At 64.8% G+C, this 17,685-nt stretch carries 16 protein-coding genes and 1 tRNA gene; 3 read left to right on the top strand and 14 right to left on the bottom strand.

Features of this window, described 5'->3' with window-relative positions; translation table 11 throughout:
• The 3 genes from ACSQ23_RS13135 to ACSQ23_RS13145 all read right to left on the bottom strand — a co-directional run bounded on the left by ACSQ23_RS13135 (position 1) and on the right by ACSQ23_RS13145 (position 3,470).
• Positions 1–1,125, bottom strand: coding sequence for an amino acid ABC transporter permease (locus tag ACSQ23_RS13135; RefSeq protein ID WP_055878624.1), 1,125 nt, complete (start codon positions 1,123–1,125; stop codon positions 1–3).
• Between the two features lie 9 nt (positions 1,126–1,134).
• On the bottom strand, positions 1,135–2,322 hold the full coding sequence (locus tag ACSQ23_RS13140) for an amino acid ABC transporter permease (RefSeq protein WP_436090884.1): 1,188 nt from the start codon (positions 2,320–2,322) through the stop codon (positions 1,135–1,137).
• 116 nt (positions 2,323–2,438) lie between these two features.
• Positions 2,439–3,470: an amino acid ABC transporter substrate-binding protein gene (locus ACSQ23_RS13145; RefSeq protein ID WP_055878630.1), complete on the bottom strand. Its 1,032-nt coding sequence runs from the start codon at positions 3,468–3,470 to the stop codon at positions 2,439–2,441.
• 214 nt (positions 3,471–3,684) lie between these two features.
• Here ACSQ23_RS13145 and metC point away from each other — a divergent pair, with 214 nt between their 5' ends.
• The gene (gene metC, locus ACSQ23_RS13150) at positions 3,685–4,872 is read left to right on the top strand and encodes a cystathionine beta-lyase (RefSeq protein WP_436090885.1); all 1,188 of its coding nucleotides are present in this window, start codon (positions 3,685–3,687) and stop codon (positions 4,870–4,872) included.
• Here the strand turns inward: metC and ACSQ23_RS13155 are convergent.
• Positions 4,862–5,593: a phosphatase PAP2 family protein gene (locus ACSQ23_RS13155; protein ID WP_436090886.1), complete on the bottom strand. Its 732-nt coding sequence runs from the start codon at positions 5,591–5,593 to the stop codon at positions 4,862–4,864. The two genes, metC and ACSQ23_RS13155, sit on opposite strands and share 11 nt — an antisense overlap.
• Before the next feature lie 104 nt (positions 5,594–5,697).
• Here ACSQ23_RS13155 and ACSQ23_RS13160 point away from each other — a divergent pair.
• A tRNA-Pro gene (locus tag ACSQ23_RS13160) sits at positions 5,698–5,774 on the top strand.
• 202 nt (positions 5,775–5,976) lie between these two features.
• Positions 5,977–6,957 (top strand): DUF930 domain-containing protein, encoded by a 981-nt coding sequence (locus tag ACSQ23_RS13165; RefSeq protein WP_436090887.1) that lies wholly within the window; start codon positions 5,977–5,979, stop codon positions 6,955–6,957.
• Between the two features lie 198 nt (positions 6,958–7,155).
• Here the strand turns inward: ACSQ23_RS13165 and ACSQ23_RS13170 are convergent, their stop codons facing one another.
• The 10 genes from ACSQ23_RS13170 to ACSQ23_RS13215 all read right to left on the bottom strand — a co-directional run bounded on the left by ACSQ23_RS13170 (position 7,156) and on the right by ACSQ23_RS13215 (position 17,600).
• Positions 7,156–7,959 (bottom strand): alpha/beta fold hydrolase, encoded by an 804-nt coding sequence (locus ACSQ23_RS13170; protein WP_436090888.1) that lies wholly within the window; start codon positions 7,957–7,959, stop codon positions 7,156–7,158.
• Position 7,960: 1 nt separating this feature from the next.
• On the bottom strand, positions 7,961–8,587 hold the full coding sequence (locus ACSQ23_RS13175; RefSeq protein ID WP_436090889.1) for a TetR/AcrR family transcriptional regulator: 627 nt from the start codon (positions 8,585–8,587) through the stop codon (positions 7,961–7,963).
• Positions 8,588–8,821: 234 nt separating this feature from the next.
• Positions 8,822–10,108, bottom strand: coding sequence for a hypothetical protein (locus tag ACSQ23_RS13180; RefSeq protein ID WP_436090890.1), 1,287 nt, complete (start codon positions 10,106–10,108; stop codon positions 8,822–8,824).
• Between the two features lie 16 nt (positions 10,109–10,124).
• Entirely contained in the window at positions 10,125–11,135 is a 1,011-nt protein-coding gene (locus ACSQ23_RS13185; protein WP_436090891.1) for a zinc-dependent alcohol dehydrogenase, read from the bottom strand.
• 8 nt (positions 11,136–11,143) lie between these two features.
• Complete coding sequence (gene hisD / locus ACSQ23_RS13190; protein ID WP_055995534.1) at positions 11,144–12,469, bottom strand: histidinol dehydrogenase; 1,326 nt, start codon at positions 12,467–12,469, stop codon at positions 11,144–11,146.
• A gap of 34 nt (positions 12,470–12,503) precedes the next feature.
• Entirely contained in the window at positions 12,504–13,307 is an 804-nt protein-coding gene (locus ACSQ23_RS13195; protein WP_055878662.1) for an ABC transporter permease, read from the bottom strand.
• Positions 13,304–14,248 carry an ABC transporter permease gene (locus tag ACSQ23_RS13200; RefSeq protein WP_055995531.1) on the bottom strand — a complete coding sequence of 315 codons (945 nt, stop codon included), beginning with the start codon at positions 14,246–14,248 and terminating at the stop codon, positions 13,304–13,306. Before ACSQ23_RS13200 ends, ACSQ23_RS13195 begins: the two co-directional genes overlap by 4 nt.
• Before the next feature lie 184 nt (positions 14,249–14,432).
• The gene (locus tag ACSQ23_RS13205) at positions 14,433–15,539 is read right to left on the bottom strand and encodes an ABC transporter substrate-binding protein (protein ID WP_436090892.1); all 1,107 of its coding nucleotides are present in this window, start codon (positions 15,537–15,539) and stop codon (positions 14,433–14,435) included.
• 33 nt (positions 15,540–15,572) lie between these two features.
• On the bottom strand, positions 15,573–16,706 hold the full coding sequence (locus ACSQ23_RS13210; protein WP_436090893.1) for an ABC transporter ATP-binding protein: 1,134 nt from the start codon (positions 16,704–16,706) through the stop codon (positions 15,573–15,575).
• Positions 16,707–16,829: 123 nt separating this feature from the next.
• Positions 16,830–17,600, bottom strand: a complete 771-nt coding sequence (locus ACSQ23_RS13215) for an SDR family NAD(P)-dependent oxidoreductase (protein ID WP_436090894.1) — start codon at positions 17,598–17,600, stop codon at positions 16,830–16,832.
• Between the last annotated feature and the right edge of the window lie 85 nt (positions 17,601–17,685).

A 17,685-nucleotide genomic window follows, 5' to 3' on the forward strand; every position in this document is an offset into this window, starting at 1 on the left:
CTACCTCTTGTGGCCGGTATTGAGCCGGCGCTCCCAGTATCGGGAGTATCGGGAGATTGAGAAACAGAGCACCCAGAACACGGCTGCGGCAAAAATATAGCCGGTGACCGACTGCGTTGGCGATGCCCATTCGATGGCGTCGTTCTTGGTCTTCACCGCTTCGAGCAGATCCTTCATGCCGACGATGTAGACCAGCGAGGTATCCTTCAGCAGCGAGATGAAGTTGCCGACGATGCCGGGGATCACGTGCTTCAATGCCTGCGGCAGGATGATGAAGCCCATGCGCTGCCAATAGCCGAGCCCGAGGGCGGCGGCCGCCTCGTACTGGCCGCGGCCGATGGCCTGCATGCCGCCGCGCACCACTTCGGCCATGTAGGCCGAGGCGAACAGCGTGACACCGACCAGGGCGCGCACCAGTTTGTCCACGGTCGTCCCCTGCGGCATGAACAGCGGCAGCATGATCGAGGCCATGAACAGGATGGTGATCAGCGGCACGGCGCGGATCAGCTCGATGAAGGCGATGCAGAGGGTCTTGATGATCGGGAGCTTGGATTGCCGGCCGAGCGCCAGGAGGATCCCCATCGGCAGCGACAGGCTGATGCCGACCACCGAGATGATCAGCGTGACCAGCAGCCCACCCCACTGCTCGGTCGGCACGTAGCGCAGGCCGAACATGCCACCCGACAGCATGACCACCGAGGCGATCGGGAACACCACGAAGAACAGGATGGCGTTGACGATCTTGAACGGGGCCGACGGCCAGAGCAGCGGCAGGCCGATCAGCGCGAGCATGGCGAACACGATGTTCGGGCGCCAGTACTCGGCCATCGGGTAGAAGCCGTAGATGAAGAACTCGATCTCGCTGGCGATATAGGCCCAGCAGGCACCGACATTCTCGACCCGGCACTGCTCGACCGTGCCGCCCGGAGGGACGGCGCGGCCGATCAGGAAGCCATAGAGCTGCGGGACGAGCCACAACAGCAGAACTACCGCGACGACGGTGAGGATGGTGTCCGAGACGCTGGCAAACAGGTTCTTGCGCAGCCAGGCGACGAGGCCAGTCTGGCTGCGGGGCGCCGGCTGGGCTTTCTCGATCTCGGAGCGGACGAAGGCGATATCGGTCATCTGCCGCTCCTAGCGTTCAACCAGCGCCACACGGGCGTTGTACCAGTTCATGATCGCCGAGGTGCCCAGCGACAGGATGAGGTAGACCAGCATGGTGAGCGCGATCACCTCGATGGCGCGGCCGGTCTGGTTGAGCGTCGTGCCGGTGAACACGTTGACCAGCTCGGGGTAGCCGATGGCGGCGCCGAGCGACGAGTTCTTGGTCAGGTTCAGGTACTGGCTGGTCAGCGGCGGGATGATGACGCGCATCGCCTGCGGGACGATGACCAGCCGCAGCCGGTCGCCATCCTGTAGCCCCAGCGCCTCTGCCGCCTCGGTCTGGCCGTGGCTGACCGACTGGATGCCGCCGCGCACCAGCTCGGCAATGAACGCCGCGGTGTAGATCGAGAGGCCGAAAACCAGCGCCACCAGCTCAGGGGGCAGCTCGAGGCCGCCCTTGAAATTGAAGCGGTTGAGCACCGGCGGATCGAAGGTGACGGAAGCGCCGCTCACCACCCAGACGAGGCCGACGATAACCAGCGTGAGGGCGAGGCCACAGAGGAACACCGGGAAGCGCTTGCCGGTGCGCTCGAGGCGCGCCTTGGCCCATTGCCGCAGCACCAGCCACAGCACCAGGGCAACGGCGAGCCCGACCCAGACCCAGACGAACTGCTCGTCGGGGATGGGCTTGGGCACGAACAGGCCGCGCTGATTGATGAAGGTATCGAGCGGCAGCGCCAGCGAGTCGCGCACCGCCGGCATGGTCTTCAGGACCGCGAAGTACCAGAAGAACAGCTGCAGCAGCAGCGGGATGTTGCGGATGGTCTCGACGTAGACCGTCGCCAGCCGGGACACCAGGTAGTTCGAACTCAGCCGTGCGATGCCGATAGTGAAGCCGATGAGCGTGGCAAAGAAGATGCCGATGACGGCGACGAGAACGGTGTTGGTGAGGCCGACGAGGAACGCCTGCCAGTACAGCGAAGTGCGATCGAACGGGAACAGCGTGAAGCTGATGTCGAACCCGGCCGTCTTCCACAGGAAGTCGAAGCCCGAGGTCTTGTTCTGCGCCTTGAGGTTGATCGCCGTGTTGTTGACGATCCAGACGAGGAACACCACCACCAGTACCGCGACGACGACCTGGTAGATGACGCCCCGCACGACGGGATCGTTGAATGAGAAGCCCCGCGGCGGTGATTGCGCCGTGTCGATGGATGCCATGAGCTATGCATCTCCCTGCCCAGGAGAAGAAAAATACCGGCGCATGCGGGTTCCGCCTGCCGCCCGCCGGAAACGATCAGCCCGGCGCTGGAGCTCAGCGCCGGGCTGCAGAAGGTTTAGCGGATCGGCGGCGAGTACTGGATGCCGCCGTCTTTCCAAAGGGCGTTCAGGCCGCGGGCAAGGCCGATCGGCGTGTTCGGGCCGACATGCTTGTCATAGACCTCGCCGTAGTTACCGACCAGCTTGATGATCTGGTAGGCCCAGTCCTTGGTCAGGCCGATCGGGGTGCCGAAGTCGCCTTCAACGCCAAGCAGGCGCTTGATCGCCGGGTTGTCGGAAGCCAGCATCTCGTCAACGTTGGCCGAGCTGACGCCCAGCTCTTCGGCTTCGAGCAGCGCGTAGTAGGTCCAGCGGGCAATGTTGAACCAGCCATCGTCGCCCTGACGCACCACGGGGCCGAGCGGCTCCTTGGAGATGATCTCCGGCAGAATGATGTGGTCAGCCGGGTTGGCGAACTTCGAACGCTCGGCGGCGAGCGCAGAGGAGTCAGTGGTGTAGACGTCGCAACGGCCATCTTCGTAGGCCTTCACCACTTCGTCCTGGTCGACGAACACCACGGTGTTGAACTCGAGGTTGTTGGCGGCGAAGTAGTCGGCCGCGTTCAGCTCGGTGGTGGTGCCCGACTCGATGCAGACGGCGGCGCCGCTGAGATCGAGCGCCGAAGCGATGTTGTCGGCCTTGCGGACCATGAAGCCCTGACCGTCATAGAACATGGTGCCGATGAACTTGATGCCCAGCTGGGTATCGCGGCTCATGGTCCAGGTGGTGGTACGCGACAGCACGTCGATTTCACCGGCGCTGAGCGCGGTGAAGCGCTCCTGCGAGGTGAGCGGCGTGTAACGGACGGAGTCCGCATTGTTGAAGATCGCGGCCGCCAGAGCGCGGCAGTAATCGACTTCGAGACCAGACCAGTTGTTGTTCGCGTCGGGGGCAGAGAACCCCGGCACGCCGCCGGTCACGCCGCATTGGACATAGCCCTTGGCCTTGACCGCGTCGAGCGTTGCCGAGGTTGTCGTCTGCGCGAAGGCGGCGGATGCGGAAAGGCCGAGGCCTGCCGCAAGCGCGACGGAAAGAAGCGATTTGATCATTGTTATTACCTTGTTTCCTGACCCTGTTCGTCGGGCAACTTGGCCCCAGCCTGTTGCCCGGCGGCACCTCCGCCTTGGAGGGCGGATGTGATGCTGGTAAGCATCGAAGCGGCAATTGACGGTTGCGTCAAGCGCTATGGCCGAAATGGGGCAGCAAACCTGACTGTTTTTTGCCCATATTTCTCTGGTGACTGCGTTTTGGGCAGAGTTTGAAATGACTGATAACAACGGGAAAAGCGGCACTCCCGCATCCCTCGCAACCGTCCTCACGCATGGCGGGCGGGCTTCGGACGAGCACCTGGGCTTTGTGAACATGCCGGTGTTCCGTGGCTCGACGATCCTGTTCAAGTCGCTGGACGAACTGGAAGATTACAAGGCGCCCTACCGCTACGGGCGGAACGACAATCCGACGACCCGGGCGCTGTGCGAGCTCGTCAGCGAGCTCGAAGGGGCGGTCGGCACCATCGTTGCGCCATCGGGCCTGTCGGCGGTTTCGACGGCGCTGCTGGCGGCCGTTTCGGCGGGCGATGAGTTGCTGATGACCGACTCGGCCTACGAGCCGACACGGACCTTCGCCACCGAGGGGCTGACCCGGTTCGGCGTGACGACTCGCTACTATGATCCGCGCATCGGCGCGGGTATCGCCGAATTGTTCACCGAGACGACCAAGGCGATCTTCGTCGAGAGCCCTGGGTCGCTGACTTTCGAAATGCAGGACCTGCCGGCGATTGCCGCAGCTGCGCACGCCCGCGGCATCACGGTGATCGTCGACAATTCGTGGGGCACGCCGCTGTTCCACCGGCCGCTCGAAATGGGCGCCGATATGGTGATGCATGCCGCGACCAAGATGTTCGTCGGGCACTCGGACGCCATGGTGGGCACGGTTTCCGCCAACGAGAAGCTGTGGGCCCGGCTGAAACGCACCCACCGCATCCTCGGGGTTGCCGTATCACCGGACGATTCGTACCTGACGCTGCGCGGGCTGAGAACGCTGGCAGTGCGGATGAAGCACCACAACGAGGCAGCGCTGGCGTTCGCCGGCTGGCTCGAGGGGCAGCCTGAGGTTGAGGAGGTTTACCACCCTGCCCTGCCGAGCCATCCGGATCACGCCCTGTTCAAGCGCGATTTCAGCGGCGCCGGGTGCCTGTTCGCCTTTCGGCTGAAGCAGCGCTCGCGCGACGCGCTGGCGGCGATGGTCAACGGTTTTCAGCTGTTCGGCATGGGCTATTCGTGGGGCGGCTACGAGAGCCTCTGCATCCCGTTCGATCCCTCGAACATCCGCACGGCGGTGGCATGGGACGCGCCGGGGCAGATGTTCCGCGTGCATGTGGGGCTCGAGAGCCTCGACGACCTCAAGGCGGACATGGCGGCAGCGCTGACGCGCTACCGGGCTATCGCCTGACCAACAGGGTACGGAGCGCGGCGAACGGCCGGCGCTCCGTGCCTGAAGCGGTCGCGGCGAACAACCAGCCGCGCGATACGAACAGTTGGCGCACCGCGTAGGCGCCGAGCAGGCCGAGCAGCGCGCCTGCGGTGATGTCGGTGGGGTAGTGCTCGCCGACGACAATGCGCGACACGGCAATAGCGGCGGCAAACAGCATGGCCGGCCAGAACGCCCGCGGCCACAGGAATGCCACGACCGCGGCAAAGGCGAAGGCAGTGGTGGAGTGACCCGAGGGGAAGCTCTGGTAGTCGTAGGCGCTCCAGTTGAAGCTCTGGAAGCTCAGCGGCGTTTCGGCCGTCCAGGTCTCGGGCCGCCCGCGCCCGATGGTGCGCTTGAGCAGCGTCGAGACGAGGCCAGGAAGGCCGACGCCGAGGAAAATGAAGCCGGCGAGCGCGGCCACTTCCCGCAGCGCGAGGCGGAGGTTATCGCGCGTCAGCAGCGAAAGCAGCCACGCCACGAGCCAGGCGATGCAGGTGGGAATCAGAATCCAGTCGGATTTCCCCCATTCGGTGATCCAGAAGAAGACCGCCCGTACGTTGCCCGGTAGCCCCTGCCCCCAGGCCGAAAGCGGCCGATCGAGCAGATGCAGCACCGCGATCAGCACGACAAAGCCGAGGACGAACCAGGGCGCGCGGCGACGGGTGAGGCCAAAGGGCCAAGGCTTGCTCAGATCGATCATGGCGCTCTTGTCGGCGGAGACGCCAGTTCACGTCAACCGGAACTCAAATGGGCTTGCCCTGCTTGCTCTTTGCAGCAACTCCCGATAACGGAAGGGCGATAGTTCGGGGTATAGCTCAGTCTGGTAGAGCACCGGTTTTGGGAACCGGGGGTCGAGTGTTCGAATCACTCTGCCCCGACCATCAAAAAGGCAGCGGGCGCTGGAGCTTGCAGGCCTTTGTCCGAGCCGAGGCGAGTAGAAGCGTCCGCCATGCGCAGAAGCGGACACCCATACGCCCCAGCACTATTCGGGCCCCTCCTGACCATTGCCAGTAAGTCCCTGGCGAGCGAAAATGTTCTTGCTCCTCCCACCGGACGCCCACAATCGTCATGGCAGGCTGAACCATGAGCGAAATCACGCTGCCCGAGCCGACGCTCCCCGAGCCGCCAAGGCGTAAGCCATGGAACGTCTGGGGCACGATGGCTTCAGCAATGCTGCATGTGGGGGTGCTCGTGTTCTTCCTCTGGCAGCCGCGGCCTGACAGCGCCGAAGCCACACCACCAGCGGCCATTGACGTGGAGCTAGTGCGGCCCCCGGAGACCAGCGAGCCGCCTGCGGAGGAGCCAGCGGAGGAGGATTCGGCGGCAACCTTGCCGCCGGCCAAGACGACCCCAGCCAATCCGCCACCGGCAGAGCAAGCTGCCGGTCCAGCTCCATCGGCCGCGGAGGAGGTCTCTCCGCCCGAAACGTCATCCGAAGCGGCGGCCCCAAAGACCGTAGACGAGGCCTCGGCCACCGCAGTATCGGAGCCGGTGGGGGGTGCGGAGACCTCGGCACAGGAAGCCCCGATACCGCTGTCGCGTCCCAAAGTGAGGGGGTTGACTGCCCCAGCCAGCGGGCCGGATGGCGCCGTCACCGCAGTCACGGCCGACACTGGCGAGATGACGGAAGGAACGGCCCCGCCTGCTCCGTCGGCGGAGCCCGATGTCGCGACCCTCGAGCTGGGCGCGCCGCGCAGCGCCACACGCTTCTATCTCAAGGCGATGCTGAGTGTTCCCAGCATGGCGCAGGCGCGCGCGATGCTCGAAACGCTGCCGCCCGAAAAGCGGCTGGCGCAAACCTGCAACATCGAGGCCCTGGCCCAGATCGGCAATGCCGGGGAACGCTTCACGCCCGACGTGGTGATGGCGGAAGCCTACGCCAGGTCGGAGATGACAGGCACGCGCCTCACAGCCACCGGCGCGATCTTCCGCTCCGGAGACAGGTGGTATGGCCTCGCTTTCGACTGCACACTCAGCGACAACCTTACGAGTGTCACGGCATTTTCCTATCGGCTCGGCGCCGACGTGACGGACGCGGTGCTTGCTCGACTGAGCAAGACCTAGCCGGAGCGGCAGACGCTGAGCTCAGGCACGCCGCCGCTCGATCGCGTCCACTCCAGCACTCCGACCTAAGTCTTGAGATACCTGCACCGCGTGCAATCGCCAATTGCGCAGCAGCCGAATCTCGAGAGGCTCACGTACGTGCTCGAGGCTAATGAAGGCCGGTTTCTCAGATGGCAGTGGAAGCCTGGTGTCGACGGGTTACTGGTTGAAGAACGTCTTCAGTACACGGGCCATGACTTCGGGGGCGACGACGTGTCCCTGCCCGTCGAGCGTGTGTCGTTCGGTCTGGGGGATGGCAGCGGTTATCGCTTTCGCGGCGCGGTCGAAGAAGTCGGTCGGGAGGCCTGACAACTGGGGTTGGGTGATCGGACCCTCGGTGGTCACCAGGACCGACTGAGTGATGCGGGCAAGTCGGTCCGTGGGGATCTTATAGTCATTGAGGATCACGGCGTCCTTGACGAGCGTGTGGGCGAGCGCGACGGACGAGGCCCAGATCGGGTACTGTTTGAAAGTCGCGATGTCCGCGTCGGGTCCGCCGGTAAGCCTCATGAAGAGTTCCAGGAGCTCCTCGTCCCGGCCGGCTTTGTATGCCTCGTGGGTGTCCGCGAGGTACTGGTTGAACCTCGGCCACAGGTCGTCTCCGATCACGTACGGCACATCCCACACCGCGATCTTGTCGATCGCCGAACCTGCCGCTGCTGCCTCCAGCGCGAGGGCGCCGCCAGATGAGGCGCCGTACACGTGAGCTGAGCCGCCGGCTGTCGCAATCAGTGCGTCGAGGTCTTCCACCTCCCGCGCCAAGGCGTACGGCGGTGTATTGCCGCTGGCGCCCCGGCCGCGTCGTGCGTAATTGTAGACCGTGAAATGGTCGGCAAGGTGCCGGGCCAGCGGCGCGTTCTCAGCGCCGTCGTCTAGGGTGCCGCCGACGAGGATCACCGCCGGGCCAGTGCCTTCCCGGTCGTAGGCGATCCTCGTGCCGTCCGCAGAAGTGACATGGGGCATCTTACCTCTCCTTTGAAATCGTCTTGCGGACCCGTCTCGCCGGCACAGCAAAGAGCAGCCGGAAGTAGCGAGCTAGATGATCGAGGCTGTCGAGCGCGGCGGGCATACCGTCCAGCGCTTTGGCGAGGATGAACGCGCCTTGCACGACCGCCTGGGTGTGCAGTGCGAGGCTCTCGGCTGTGAGTTCGCCGCTGTAGTCGCTGCGGGCAATTGCCGCCTCGATATCCGTTTCGAGCGTCCGCGCGTGCAACACGATGCTGTTGGCGCAGGCCTCACGAACGGCGGGATGCGTCACATAGGCTTCCTGCACGATCGTGCCGGCGTAGCAGGTGGCCTCGGGGATCGTGTTGGTGAGCAGGGCTTTCCGCAGTTCGATGTAGCCCAGCAGCCGGTCGAGCGGCTCCGGTGCGGAATGGTAGCTCGCCGAGGCGAATAGTGTTCCGGTGACCACATCCCAATGGGCGGCCGCGGCGATGGCCAATTCTTCCTTGCTGGAAAAATGATGAAAGAAGCTGCCCTTCGTCAGGCCAGCTGCGGCGCAGACATCCTCGATGCGGGTGGCGTGGTAGCCCTTTTCCCGGACGACGTTGAGCGTCGCATTCAGAATTTTGAGGCGTGACTCGTGCATACCGCTACCATACCCACTAGTTGGTATGGTGTCTACAGCGCCCTGTGAGTCAGGACGAACCCCTGGATCAACAGCTCGATACAAAGACTTTCTTGTAGAGAAGAACAGGCGCAGCCGCCTCGATCACTGCAGCCCTTTGACTAACCTGGAACGCGGGCGTCTGCTTTGGGCCACAAGCAGTCGTTGGGACGTTGTGTCACCGTCAGCGGCGCTGCGGTGCCCAACCAGCAACGCCTAACGCGGCTCGATTGAATTGAGGAACGCGGTGATGAAGTCCGCGCCCGCACTCGGTTCGCTACCGACGCGCACCGCGTTGGCAAAGCCGATGGCCGAGGAGCTGGGGTTGTGGCGACCGCTGCCGGCGCGGAGGTTCATCACCAGTGTGGGGCAGAGGAAGAGGCCCAGACGGATAACTTCACGCCAGTCTGCCGGCAGGAGGTTTTGATCCCGCAAATCCTGCAATAGCGGGCGCCAGGCGCGTTTGGCCTTGACCTGGAGCAGATCGTCGCGGACCGGGGTCAGGGCCCAGTCGGTGTCGATGGTGAGGGTGCCGTCGCGATAGGTCGCGGTTGCCGTGTACCGTTCGGCGGCTTGCTCGGGGTCATAGAGCCAGAGCGGGTGGGCGATGATGTTGTGGAAGGTCGTCTTCACCTCGGCGAGGAGGGTCGGCACGTGTTCGCCGGCAAACGCCGGATCGAAGAATGACAGGCTGGGCCCGTCCTGCCCCTCGGAATACCAGACGTTGGCATTGTGTGCGTCGCCATGCGCCACGACACCGGCGGCATCCGCCAGGCGAGCGGGGTTCAGCCGGTGGTGCGCCAGGTCGAACAGCTCGCCGATCGAATGGCGATACGTAACGCCGTTTACGACAAACCTGGCGCCGGAGAATTCGGCCCAGCTCAGCGTGACACCCGGAAACGCGAAGCTCTGGCCGACATAGAAGCTCTTGAGGCGCCCACCGGGATAGGCGCCGGTGACCGGATCGATGAGGCGCTCGAAGAACAGACGGTGCACCGGTTCGCTTTGCGACTGCGCCGACGTGATCGGGTGCAGGGTCTGCCGGTAGATGTCGGTGACGCGATCGCTCAGCGTCGCCTCGGCCGAGACCGCCGCGGCGCGACGCTCGGCATGGTCGTCGAGGTCGAGGGCCCGCAGGACATCGGAGAAACGTGGATCGGTGCGCCGGCGATAGACGAGGATCTGCTCGCCCGGGAGCGTCGAGGCGTAGACCGCCTGATCCACTGGTAGCCCGGCGCGCGCCAGGATATCGGCGCGATAGTACTCGCCACTCATCTGCTCCTCGCCCTCCTCCTGGTGGAACTTGAAGAAGAAGGCGCCGTCGGCGGTGTCGAAGAAACCGTTGAGCGAGTTGAGGCTGTACTGGTCGCGATTGATGGCGACGTTCTGCGCTTCGATCTTGAACAGATCGGCGAGCAGCGCCGCGAGCAGCGGTTCCGCCCGGCCATCATGGTGCTTGGCGGCGGCGCGGATATCCGCCGTCCGGCTGGAAAACTGGGTCATGGTCGGGTCTGCCGGGCTAGCGGATGGAGATGATGGTCTTGAGGCCTTTGACATTGCCGGCCAGCAAGCGCTCGAAGGCGGCCGGCACCTGGTCGAGCCCGATCTCCTCGTCGATCAGCGAGAGCAGTTGCTCGCCGAGCACATCGGCCAGGGCGATTGCCTCGGGCAGTTCGTCCTTGAAGGCGTGACAGCCGACGAGCTGGATCTCGCGCTCGACCAGGTGATTGGGGTCGAGATCGAGCTTGCCGTGGCTGATGCCGACAAGGCCAAGCACGGAGTTCGGCCCGATGACATCGAGCAATTGCCCCAAGGCGGCGATGCTGCCGGTGGCATCGATGGCAAAGCGCAGCGGTCGGCCCTGGTTGGCAGCGGCGATGGCGTCCGGTGTGAGATCGACAACCCGACCGCCGGTGACCTTCGCGACCATCCGGGCCCGATCGGCATTGCGATCCGCCAGGAGGAGCGGGCCGTTATGGCGATGCGAGAGGGCGAGCGCACAGAGGCCGCCAATGGTGCCGCAGCCGACCACCAGCACGCCAGCGCCGTCGGCCGGTGCGACCTTGTTGATGGCGTGGAGGGCCACGGCGAGTGGCTCGCTCATTGCCGCGACGCGTGGGTCCATGGTCTCAGGTCGCAGCTGCACGAGCCTCGCCGGCAGGATGACCTGTTCGGCGAAGCCGCCATCGCAGACCTCGCCGACGAAGCCGAGGCGTTCACAGGCGTTGCGATGGCCGTCGCGGCACTGCGGGCACTCGCCGCACCAGAAGCGGGAATCGGCCACCACGGCTTGCCCAACCGACAGGCCGGACACCCCCTGCCCGACCGCGACGACCCGGCCGCAGAACTCGTGGCCGGCGACGCTTGGGCGGCGCGAAATCCACTGCCCGGTCGAGAAGTTGTGGAGGTCCGAGCCGCAGATGCCGGCGGCCTCGACGGCGATGAGCACCGAACCGGGGCCAGGCGCCCCGGGGGCAGCGACCTGTTCGAACCTCAGGTCCTTGACGTCATGGAGGCGCACCGCACGCATAGGATCGGCTACCGCACAAACTGCTGGCGCAGGTCCGAGACGGCAAGGGCATGCGACGAAAAACCCTCGTAGATGGCGAGCTCGTGGGCGTGCCTGGCGAGCAGCGGAAAACCTGCGGCGGTGACGTAACCGATCGAGCTGCGTTTGACGAAATCGGTAACAGAGAGCGGACCGTAGGTGCGGGCCCAGCGGCTGGTCGGCAGCACGGCATTGGGCCCGAGGCCGAAATTGCCGATACTGCAGGGGGTGTGCTGGCCGAGCAGGATTTCCGACGCCTCGGTGATCTTGCCCAGATGATCATAGGGCTCGGTGGAGAGGATCTCGAGGTGCTCGGGGGCATAGGCGTTGATGAAGTCGTAGCTCTCCTCGACCGACGAGGTGAGGATGATGCCGCCGGTCTTGCCGCCGGTCAGCACGGTGCGTGAGAAGGCGACGCGCTGCTCGGTCATTTTCGCCCAGATACCCGGCAGCGCGGCGATCGCCTCCTCGGCAACGCGTCGGCTGTGGGTGACGAGGTAAGCCGACGAATCCGGGCCGTGCTCGGCTTCGATGAGCAGATCGAGCGCGGCGAGGCCGCCATCGATGGTGTCGTCGGCAAAGATCACCGCCTCGGAGGGACCAGCAGGCAGGCCCGTATCGATGACGCCGGAGAGCAGGCGCTTGGCGGCGACCACCCAGGGGCTGCCCGGGCCGACAATCTTGAGCGCCGGCTTCACCGTCTTCGTTCCATAAGCAATCGCGGCAACCGCCTGGGCGCCGCCGGCCTTGTAGACCGTCTCGACGCCGGCGAGGCGCGCCGCCACCAGGGTTGCTGCGTCGACGCTGCCATCGGGCGCCGGCGGGGTGACGATGGCAAGATTGGGCACACCGGCGACGACGGCCGGCACGGAGGTCATCATGGTCACCGACGGGAACGAGCCCTTGCCGCGCGGCACATAGAGGGCGACCGACTGAATGGGGGTGAAGCGATCGCCGGCATAGGCGCCCGGCCGGATCTCCTTCATCCACATGGTCTCGGGCTTCTGCTCCTCGTGGAAGCTGCGGATGTTCTCGATGCCGAACTGGATGGCGTCGATAACCTTGCTGTCGACCGCCTTGAAGGCGGCGTCGAACTCAGCCGGCGTGACCTGCAGCGTCGCTTCGGTGACGTTCTCAGCCTTGTCGAGATCCCGCGCAAACCGGGCAAGCGCGGCATCGCCTTCGGTCCGCACCGCCTCGATGATCGGCTTCACCTTCTCGATGACGCCGGAGAGATCGGCCTCGGAACGCTTCAGCAGCGCTGCCCGCTGCTCGGTCGAGAGCTTCGCGTAGTCGTAGAAGGACACGTCAGACATAGTTCGTCTCACTTTGCGTACGGACGGCGGACCGTCATTTCGATTTGAGGAAGATGTCGAGGCCGACCAGGCGGTCGAGCAGCGCGATCACCAGGGTCGCGCAGACGATGAAGACCACCGAGATGGCCGCGAGGTCCGGGGTGATGATCGAGCGGATCGAATTGTAGATCTGCACCGGCAGCGTCACCGTCCGGGCGTCGGTCAGGAGCAGGCTGACCAGGAACTCGTTGAGCGCCAGGATGAACATTAGCAGCGAGCCGCTGATGATGCCGGGCATGACGCCCGGGATGGTCACATTGAAGAAGGTGGAGATCGGCCCTGCCCCGCAATTGGCCGCCGCCAGTTCGAGGTCGGGGTCGAGGCTCGCCGAGCTCGCCATCACCGCCCAGATCATGAACGGCAGGTTGATGACGCAGCAGGCGAGGCCAACCGGCCAGATCTGCCCGAGAATCCGCATCTCGCCGAACAGCAGCATCAGCCCGATGCCGGAACCGATCAGCGGGATGGTGAAGGGCAGCAGCAAGTAGATCTGCAGCGTCCGCTCGAACTTGATCGCATACTTGCTGAGCGCGATGCCCGCGAGGGTGCCGACCGGGATGGAAATCAGGGTGCAGATCAGCGCCACGGCCAGCGACCGGACGAAAGCGCTGCGCAGGTCATCGGCCAGCGCGATCTTGGCGTACCACTGCAGCGAGAACCCCTGGGGCGGGAACTGGATGATGTTGCCCGAGGTGAAGGAGGCGCCGAGGACCACGATCGTCGGGGCCGAAAGGACGATGAGGACCAGGGCCACCATCGTCCAGATGACGATGGACTTGCCCAGGGGTTGCTGGGTCATTTGCGATCCCTCCCCATGGCGAGGGTGCCGGCCCCGAAGATCGAAAAGACGATGCCAACGACCAGCGAACCGATGCCGACGAGGATGATGGTGAGCGCGGCGCCCATCCCCTGGTCGGAGGTGCGGAAGAACTGGTCGTAGATGGCATTGGCGATGAAATCCTGCGAGCCGCCGCCAAGGATGGCCGGCATGGCGAAATCGGTCAACGACAGCGTCAGGACCACGAGGCCGGCGCCGATCAGGCCGGGCTTGGCCATCGGCAGCACGACGTGGACGAAGCTCCGCCACCAGTTGGCGCCGAGGCTGCTGGCAGCGGACTCGATCTCCTCGGGGATGGCGGTGAGGGCCGGCGCCAGCATCAGCACGGCGAACGGGATCATGTACTGCACCAGCCCGAAGAGGACGGCTGGGTAGTTGTAGAGCAGCCGCATGGGGGGAACGCCGACCAGCCCCAGCACCTCGTTCACCACCCCCTGGTTGCCGAGTATGATGAGCCAGCCATAGGCGCGCACCACCTGGCCGATGAAAAAGGGCAGGAACAGCGCGATCAGCAGGAACTTGCGCAGCAAGGCCGAGGGCGTGCGCACCATCAGGTAGCTGTAGGGAAACGCGAAGACGAGGCAGAGCACGGTGACGATCACCGAGCCGAGCAGGCTCCGCCACAGGATCGACCAGTAGAGGCCGCTATTAAAGATCTGCTCGTAGTTGGCCGAGCGGTAGTCGGCCGAAGGCATGAAGGTACTGGTATCGAGGACACGAGCGCTCTGGTCGGCGATCTGCACCATGCCGATCACCAGGAGCAGCACCAGCAGCACCGCCGGCAGCACCATCACGTAGGGCACCGCACCAGACAGGCGTCTCGGCCAGACGGCGGCCACGGCGGCCTCGATACCGTCCATGATCCGCCAGCCAAGCGGATAGGCCTTTCGATAGGTTCGCATAGTGCTCCCTTGGGGTAGTGCGGGACGGCACAGCAGCGCCGTCCCGCTCAGTCAAAATCGCGCAGCGGTCGCCTCCCTCCCCTTAAGGGGGAGGGAATGAGGGAGGAGGTGGTCCGGTGATCGCGGATGGACCCCCACCCCCAGCCCCTCCCCTCAAGGGGGAGGGGAGCGAACGCGCAGCGCGTCAGCCCTGCATGATCTTCTTGAATTCGCCGAACCAGGTGCTCTCGTTCTCGACCTGAACCTGCGAGGAGATGCGGATCAGGTGCTCGAAATCCTCCGGCTTGGTCGGATAGGACGGATCGCCGACGAGATCGGCCGGCGGGGTAAGACCGGGGACTACACCCGGCAGCCCGAGGCCATCGAGCCACACCTGCTGGGCGTCCTTGGTGATGGCGAAGTTGATGTACTGCTTGGCCCAGTAGAGCTCGTTCTCGGGCAGGCCCTTGGGGATCCACAGACCATCCGTATCGAACTTGGCGCCTTCCTCGGGAACGGTCCAGGCGATGTTGACGCCGTTCTTTTTGGCTTCGCGGGCATTGGTCGAGATGGTGACCGCGAGGTCGATCTCGCCATTCTGGAACCAGGTGGTGAAATCCGGATCCTCGCCGAGCAGCGGCGCCTGTTGCTTCACCTTGGCGATAAAATCCCAGGCCGGCTGCATGTTGGCGGGGATATCCTCGAGCTTGCCGCCGCCGGCGACCTGGGCCGGGAAGTGGAAGCCGATACCGTCATTGTAGAGCGCGATGCGGCCCTTGAACTTGGGATCGAGCAGCACCTGCAGCGAGGTCGGGGCGCCATCCGGGAAGGCCTCGGGACGGTAGGCCAGCACGTAGACATAGCCATAGGTATTGACGATCGGATAGCCCTCGAGCCCGACGGGCTTGGCGAGGTCCGTGGTGCCGGCGAGGTTCGACAGATCGGACAGATCCTCGGTCACGCCACGCAGTGCAGACTTGGTGGCATTGGTGGTGGTGTCCCAGTTGATGTGGATCGGGGGCACCCGGTTCTGCGCCACCGCCGCCCACACCTTGGGCTGGATCTCGTTGTCTTCGGTCAGGTCGTGCCGGACAGCGATGCCGGTGGCGGCGGTGAAGGGGTCGGAAACGCCGGCCTTGAGGCTATCGACCCATGAGCCGCCCCAGGCGCGCACGATGATTTCGGCGGGCTTGGCCGGTTCCTGGGCAAATACCCGTGTCGCGAAGCCGGAGGCTGCGATGCCGCTCAGCGCGGCGGCACCGCCGAGGAATTTGCGGCGGGACAGGGCAAGGATGGATTTGCGGTCAGTCATGGTTTCTCTCTCCTGTTGTCTCTACCAGCCGGCTCAGTTGGGGAAGGTCAGCACATCGCGTGCGTTCCAGCCCATCGCCACGTTGTCCCCGATGGCGAATTGTTTGTGAGCCGCTGGATCATGATCGAACACGCGCAATAGCGTGCCCGGGGCTAGGTCTATCTCGTAGACGAGGCGTTCACCCTCGAAGATGGCGTCGCGGACGACACCGCGGCTGGTGGTCTGGCAGCCGGAAAGCTCGGCTTCGGACGATGCCAGCCGGACCTGTTCGGCGCGCAGTGCACCGGTGACCGAGGCACCAGGTGAGGGCGCAGGGCCTTGCGCCGCCCAGGTGCCGGTGACCTCGCTGCCCCCGACATCGAAGCTGACGGTGTTGCCCGAGGTCGCGGTGACCTTGCCCGAGATGAAGTTGGTGACGCCGATGAAGCCTGCGACAAAGGCATTGGCGGGCGTGCGGTAGGTCGCTGACGGTGGCGCCTTCTGCTGGATGACGCCTTTGTCCATCACGATCACCTCGTCCGAAACGACGAGCGCCTCGCGCTGGTCATGGGTGACATTGATGGTGGTGACGCCGAGCTCGCGCTGGATGCGGCGGAACTCGAGCTGCATCTCCTCGCGGAGCTTGCGATCGAGCGCCGCCAGCGGTTCGTCGAGCAGCAGCAGGTCGGGCTCGAACACCAGGGCGCGGGCAATGGCGACGCGCTGCTGCTGGCCACCCGAGAGCTGGTGGATGCGGCGGTCGGCATAGCCGCCGAGGTGGACCAGATCGAGATAGCGCTGCACCCGCTCCGGGATGGTGGTCGCATCGAAGCGCCGCATCTTGAGCGGGAACGCGACGTTCTCAGCCGCTGTCATGTGGGGAAACAGCGCCAGCTTCTGGAACACCATGCCGATCGACCGCTTGTGCGGCGGCGTGGCGCTGACCGGCTTGCCGTTGATGAAGATCTCGCCGGCGCTGGGCTTCTGAAAGCCGGCGATCATGCGCAACAGCGTGGTCTTGCCGGATCCCGAAGGCCCGAGAATGGTGAGAAAACGCCCGTCCTCGAGATCGAAGGAGGCGTCTTTGACGGCATGGAAATCGGCAAAGGTCATGTCGACGTTGCGCACCGATACGGCGACGCGAGCCGCCTGGGCGGGACGGCCTTCGATGCCGGCTTCAATCGTCATAACTTCCCCTCGAACAGGCCAGTCGCAGCCACTTTACGCGCATAATGTCTATACATATCGACCTGTGTGTCAACACGACTTGTGCAGTTTTCATTTCTGCACAAGGATTGTGCAGATGGCGCGTCAGATGGAGGCAAGATAGCCTCCGTCGATCGCCAGGCACTGCCCCGTCACATAGGCCGATGCGGTGCTGGCGAGGAAGACGACAGGGCCGCCGACATCCTCGGCCAGCCCGAAGCGGCCCTGCGGGATCTTTCCCAGCATGCCGGTCGCCCAGGCCTCATCGGCATAGAAACCTTCCGTCATCTCGGTGCGGAAATAGCCCGGCGCGATGGCGTTGACGCGGATGCCGTGCCGAGCCCATTCCGCCGACAGGGCGCGGGTCATGCCGAGTAACCCGGATTTCGACGAACCATAGGGGACGGCGGTGGGCACGCCCACATAGGAGGTCAGCGAACAGAGGTTGATGATCGAGCCACCGCGATCGCGGGAGGCCATACCGCGCGCCGCCGCCTGAGCGCAAAAGAAGCTGCCCTTGAGGTTGGTGTCGACGATGCTGTCCCACAGCGCCTCATCGACGTCGAGCGACGGCGCGACGCTTTCGAAGCCGGCATTGTTGACGAGGATGTCGATGGGCCAGGTCGCGTCCAATTCACCGATCGCTGCAGCAACGCCGGCGACATCGGTGACGTCGAGCTCGAGCGCCCGGCCGGGCGCACCGGCTGCAGCCACCTGGCTCAGCGTCGCGTCGAGGCTGGTGCGGGCACGCGCCGTGACGCAGACCTCGGCGCCGGCCGCCGCGAGGGCAATGGCAATCCCCTGCCCCAGGCCGCGACTGCCGCCGGTCACCAGGGCGCGCCTTCCCGTGAGGTCGAAGGCAGATTTGCTAGACATGCAGCCTCCTCCCAGAGATGCAGTTGACGAGTATCAGCACTTTCAGTCACTCATGTCTATACATAATGTCGGTAGGATCGTGACC

The sequence above is a fragment of the Devosia sp. LjRoot16 genome (assembly GCF_964252795.1).
GTDB lineage: Bacteria > Pseudomonadota > Alphaproteobacteria > Rhizobiales > Devosiaceae > Devosia_A.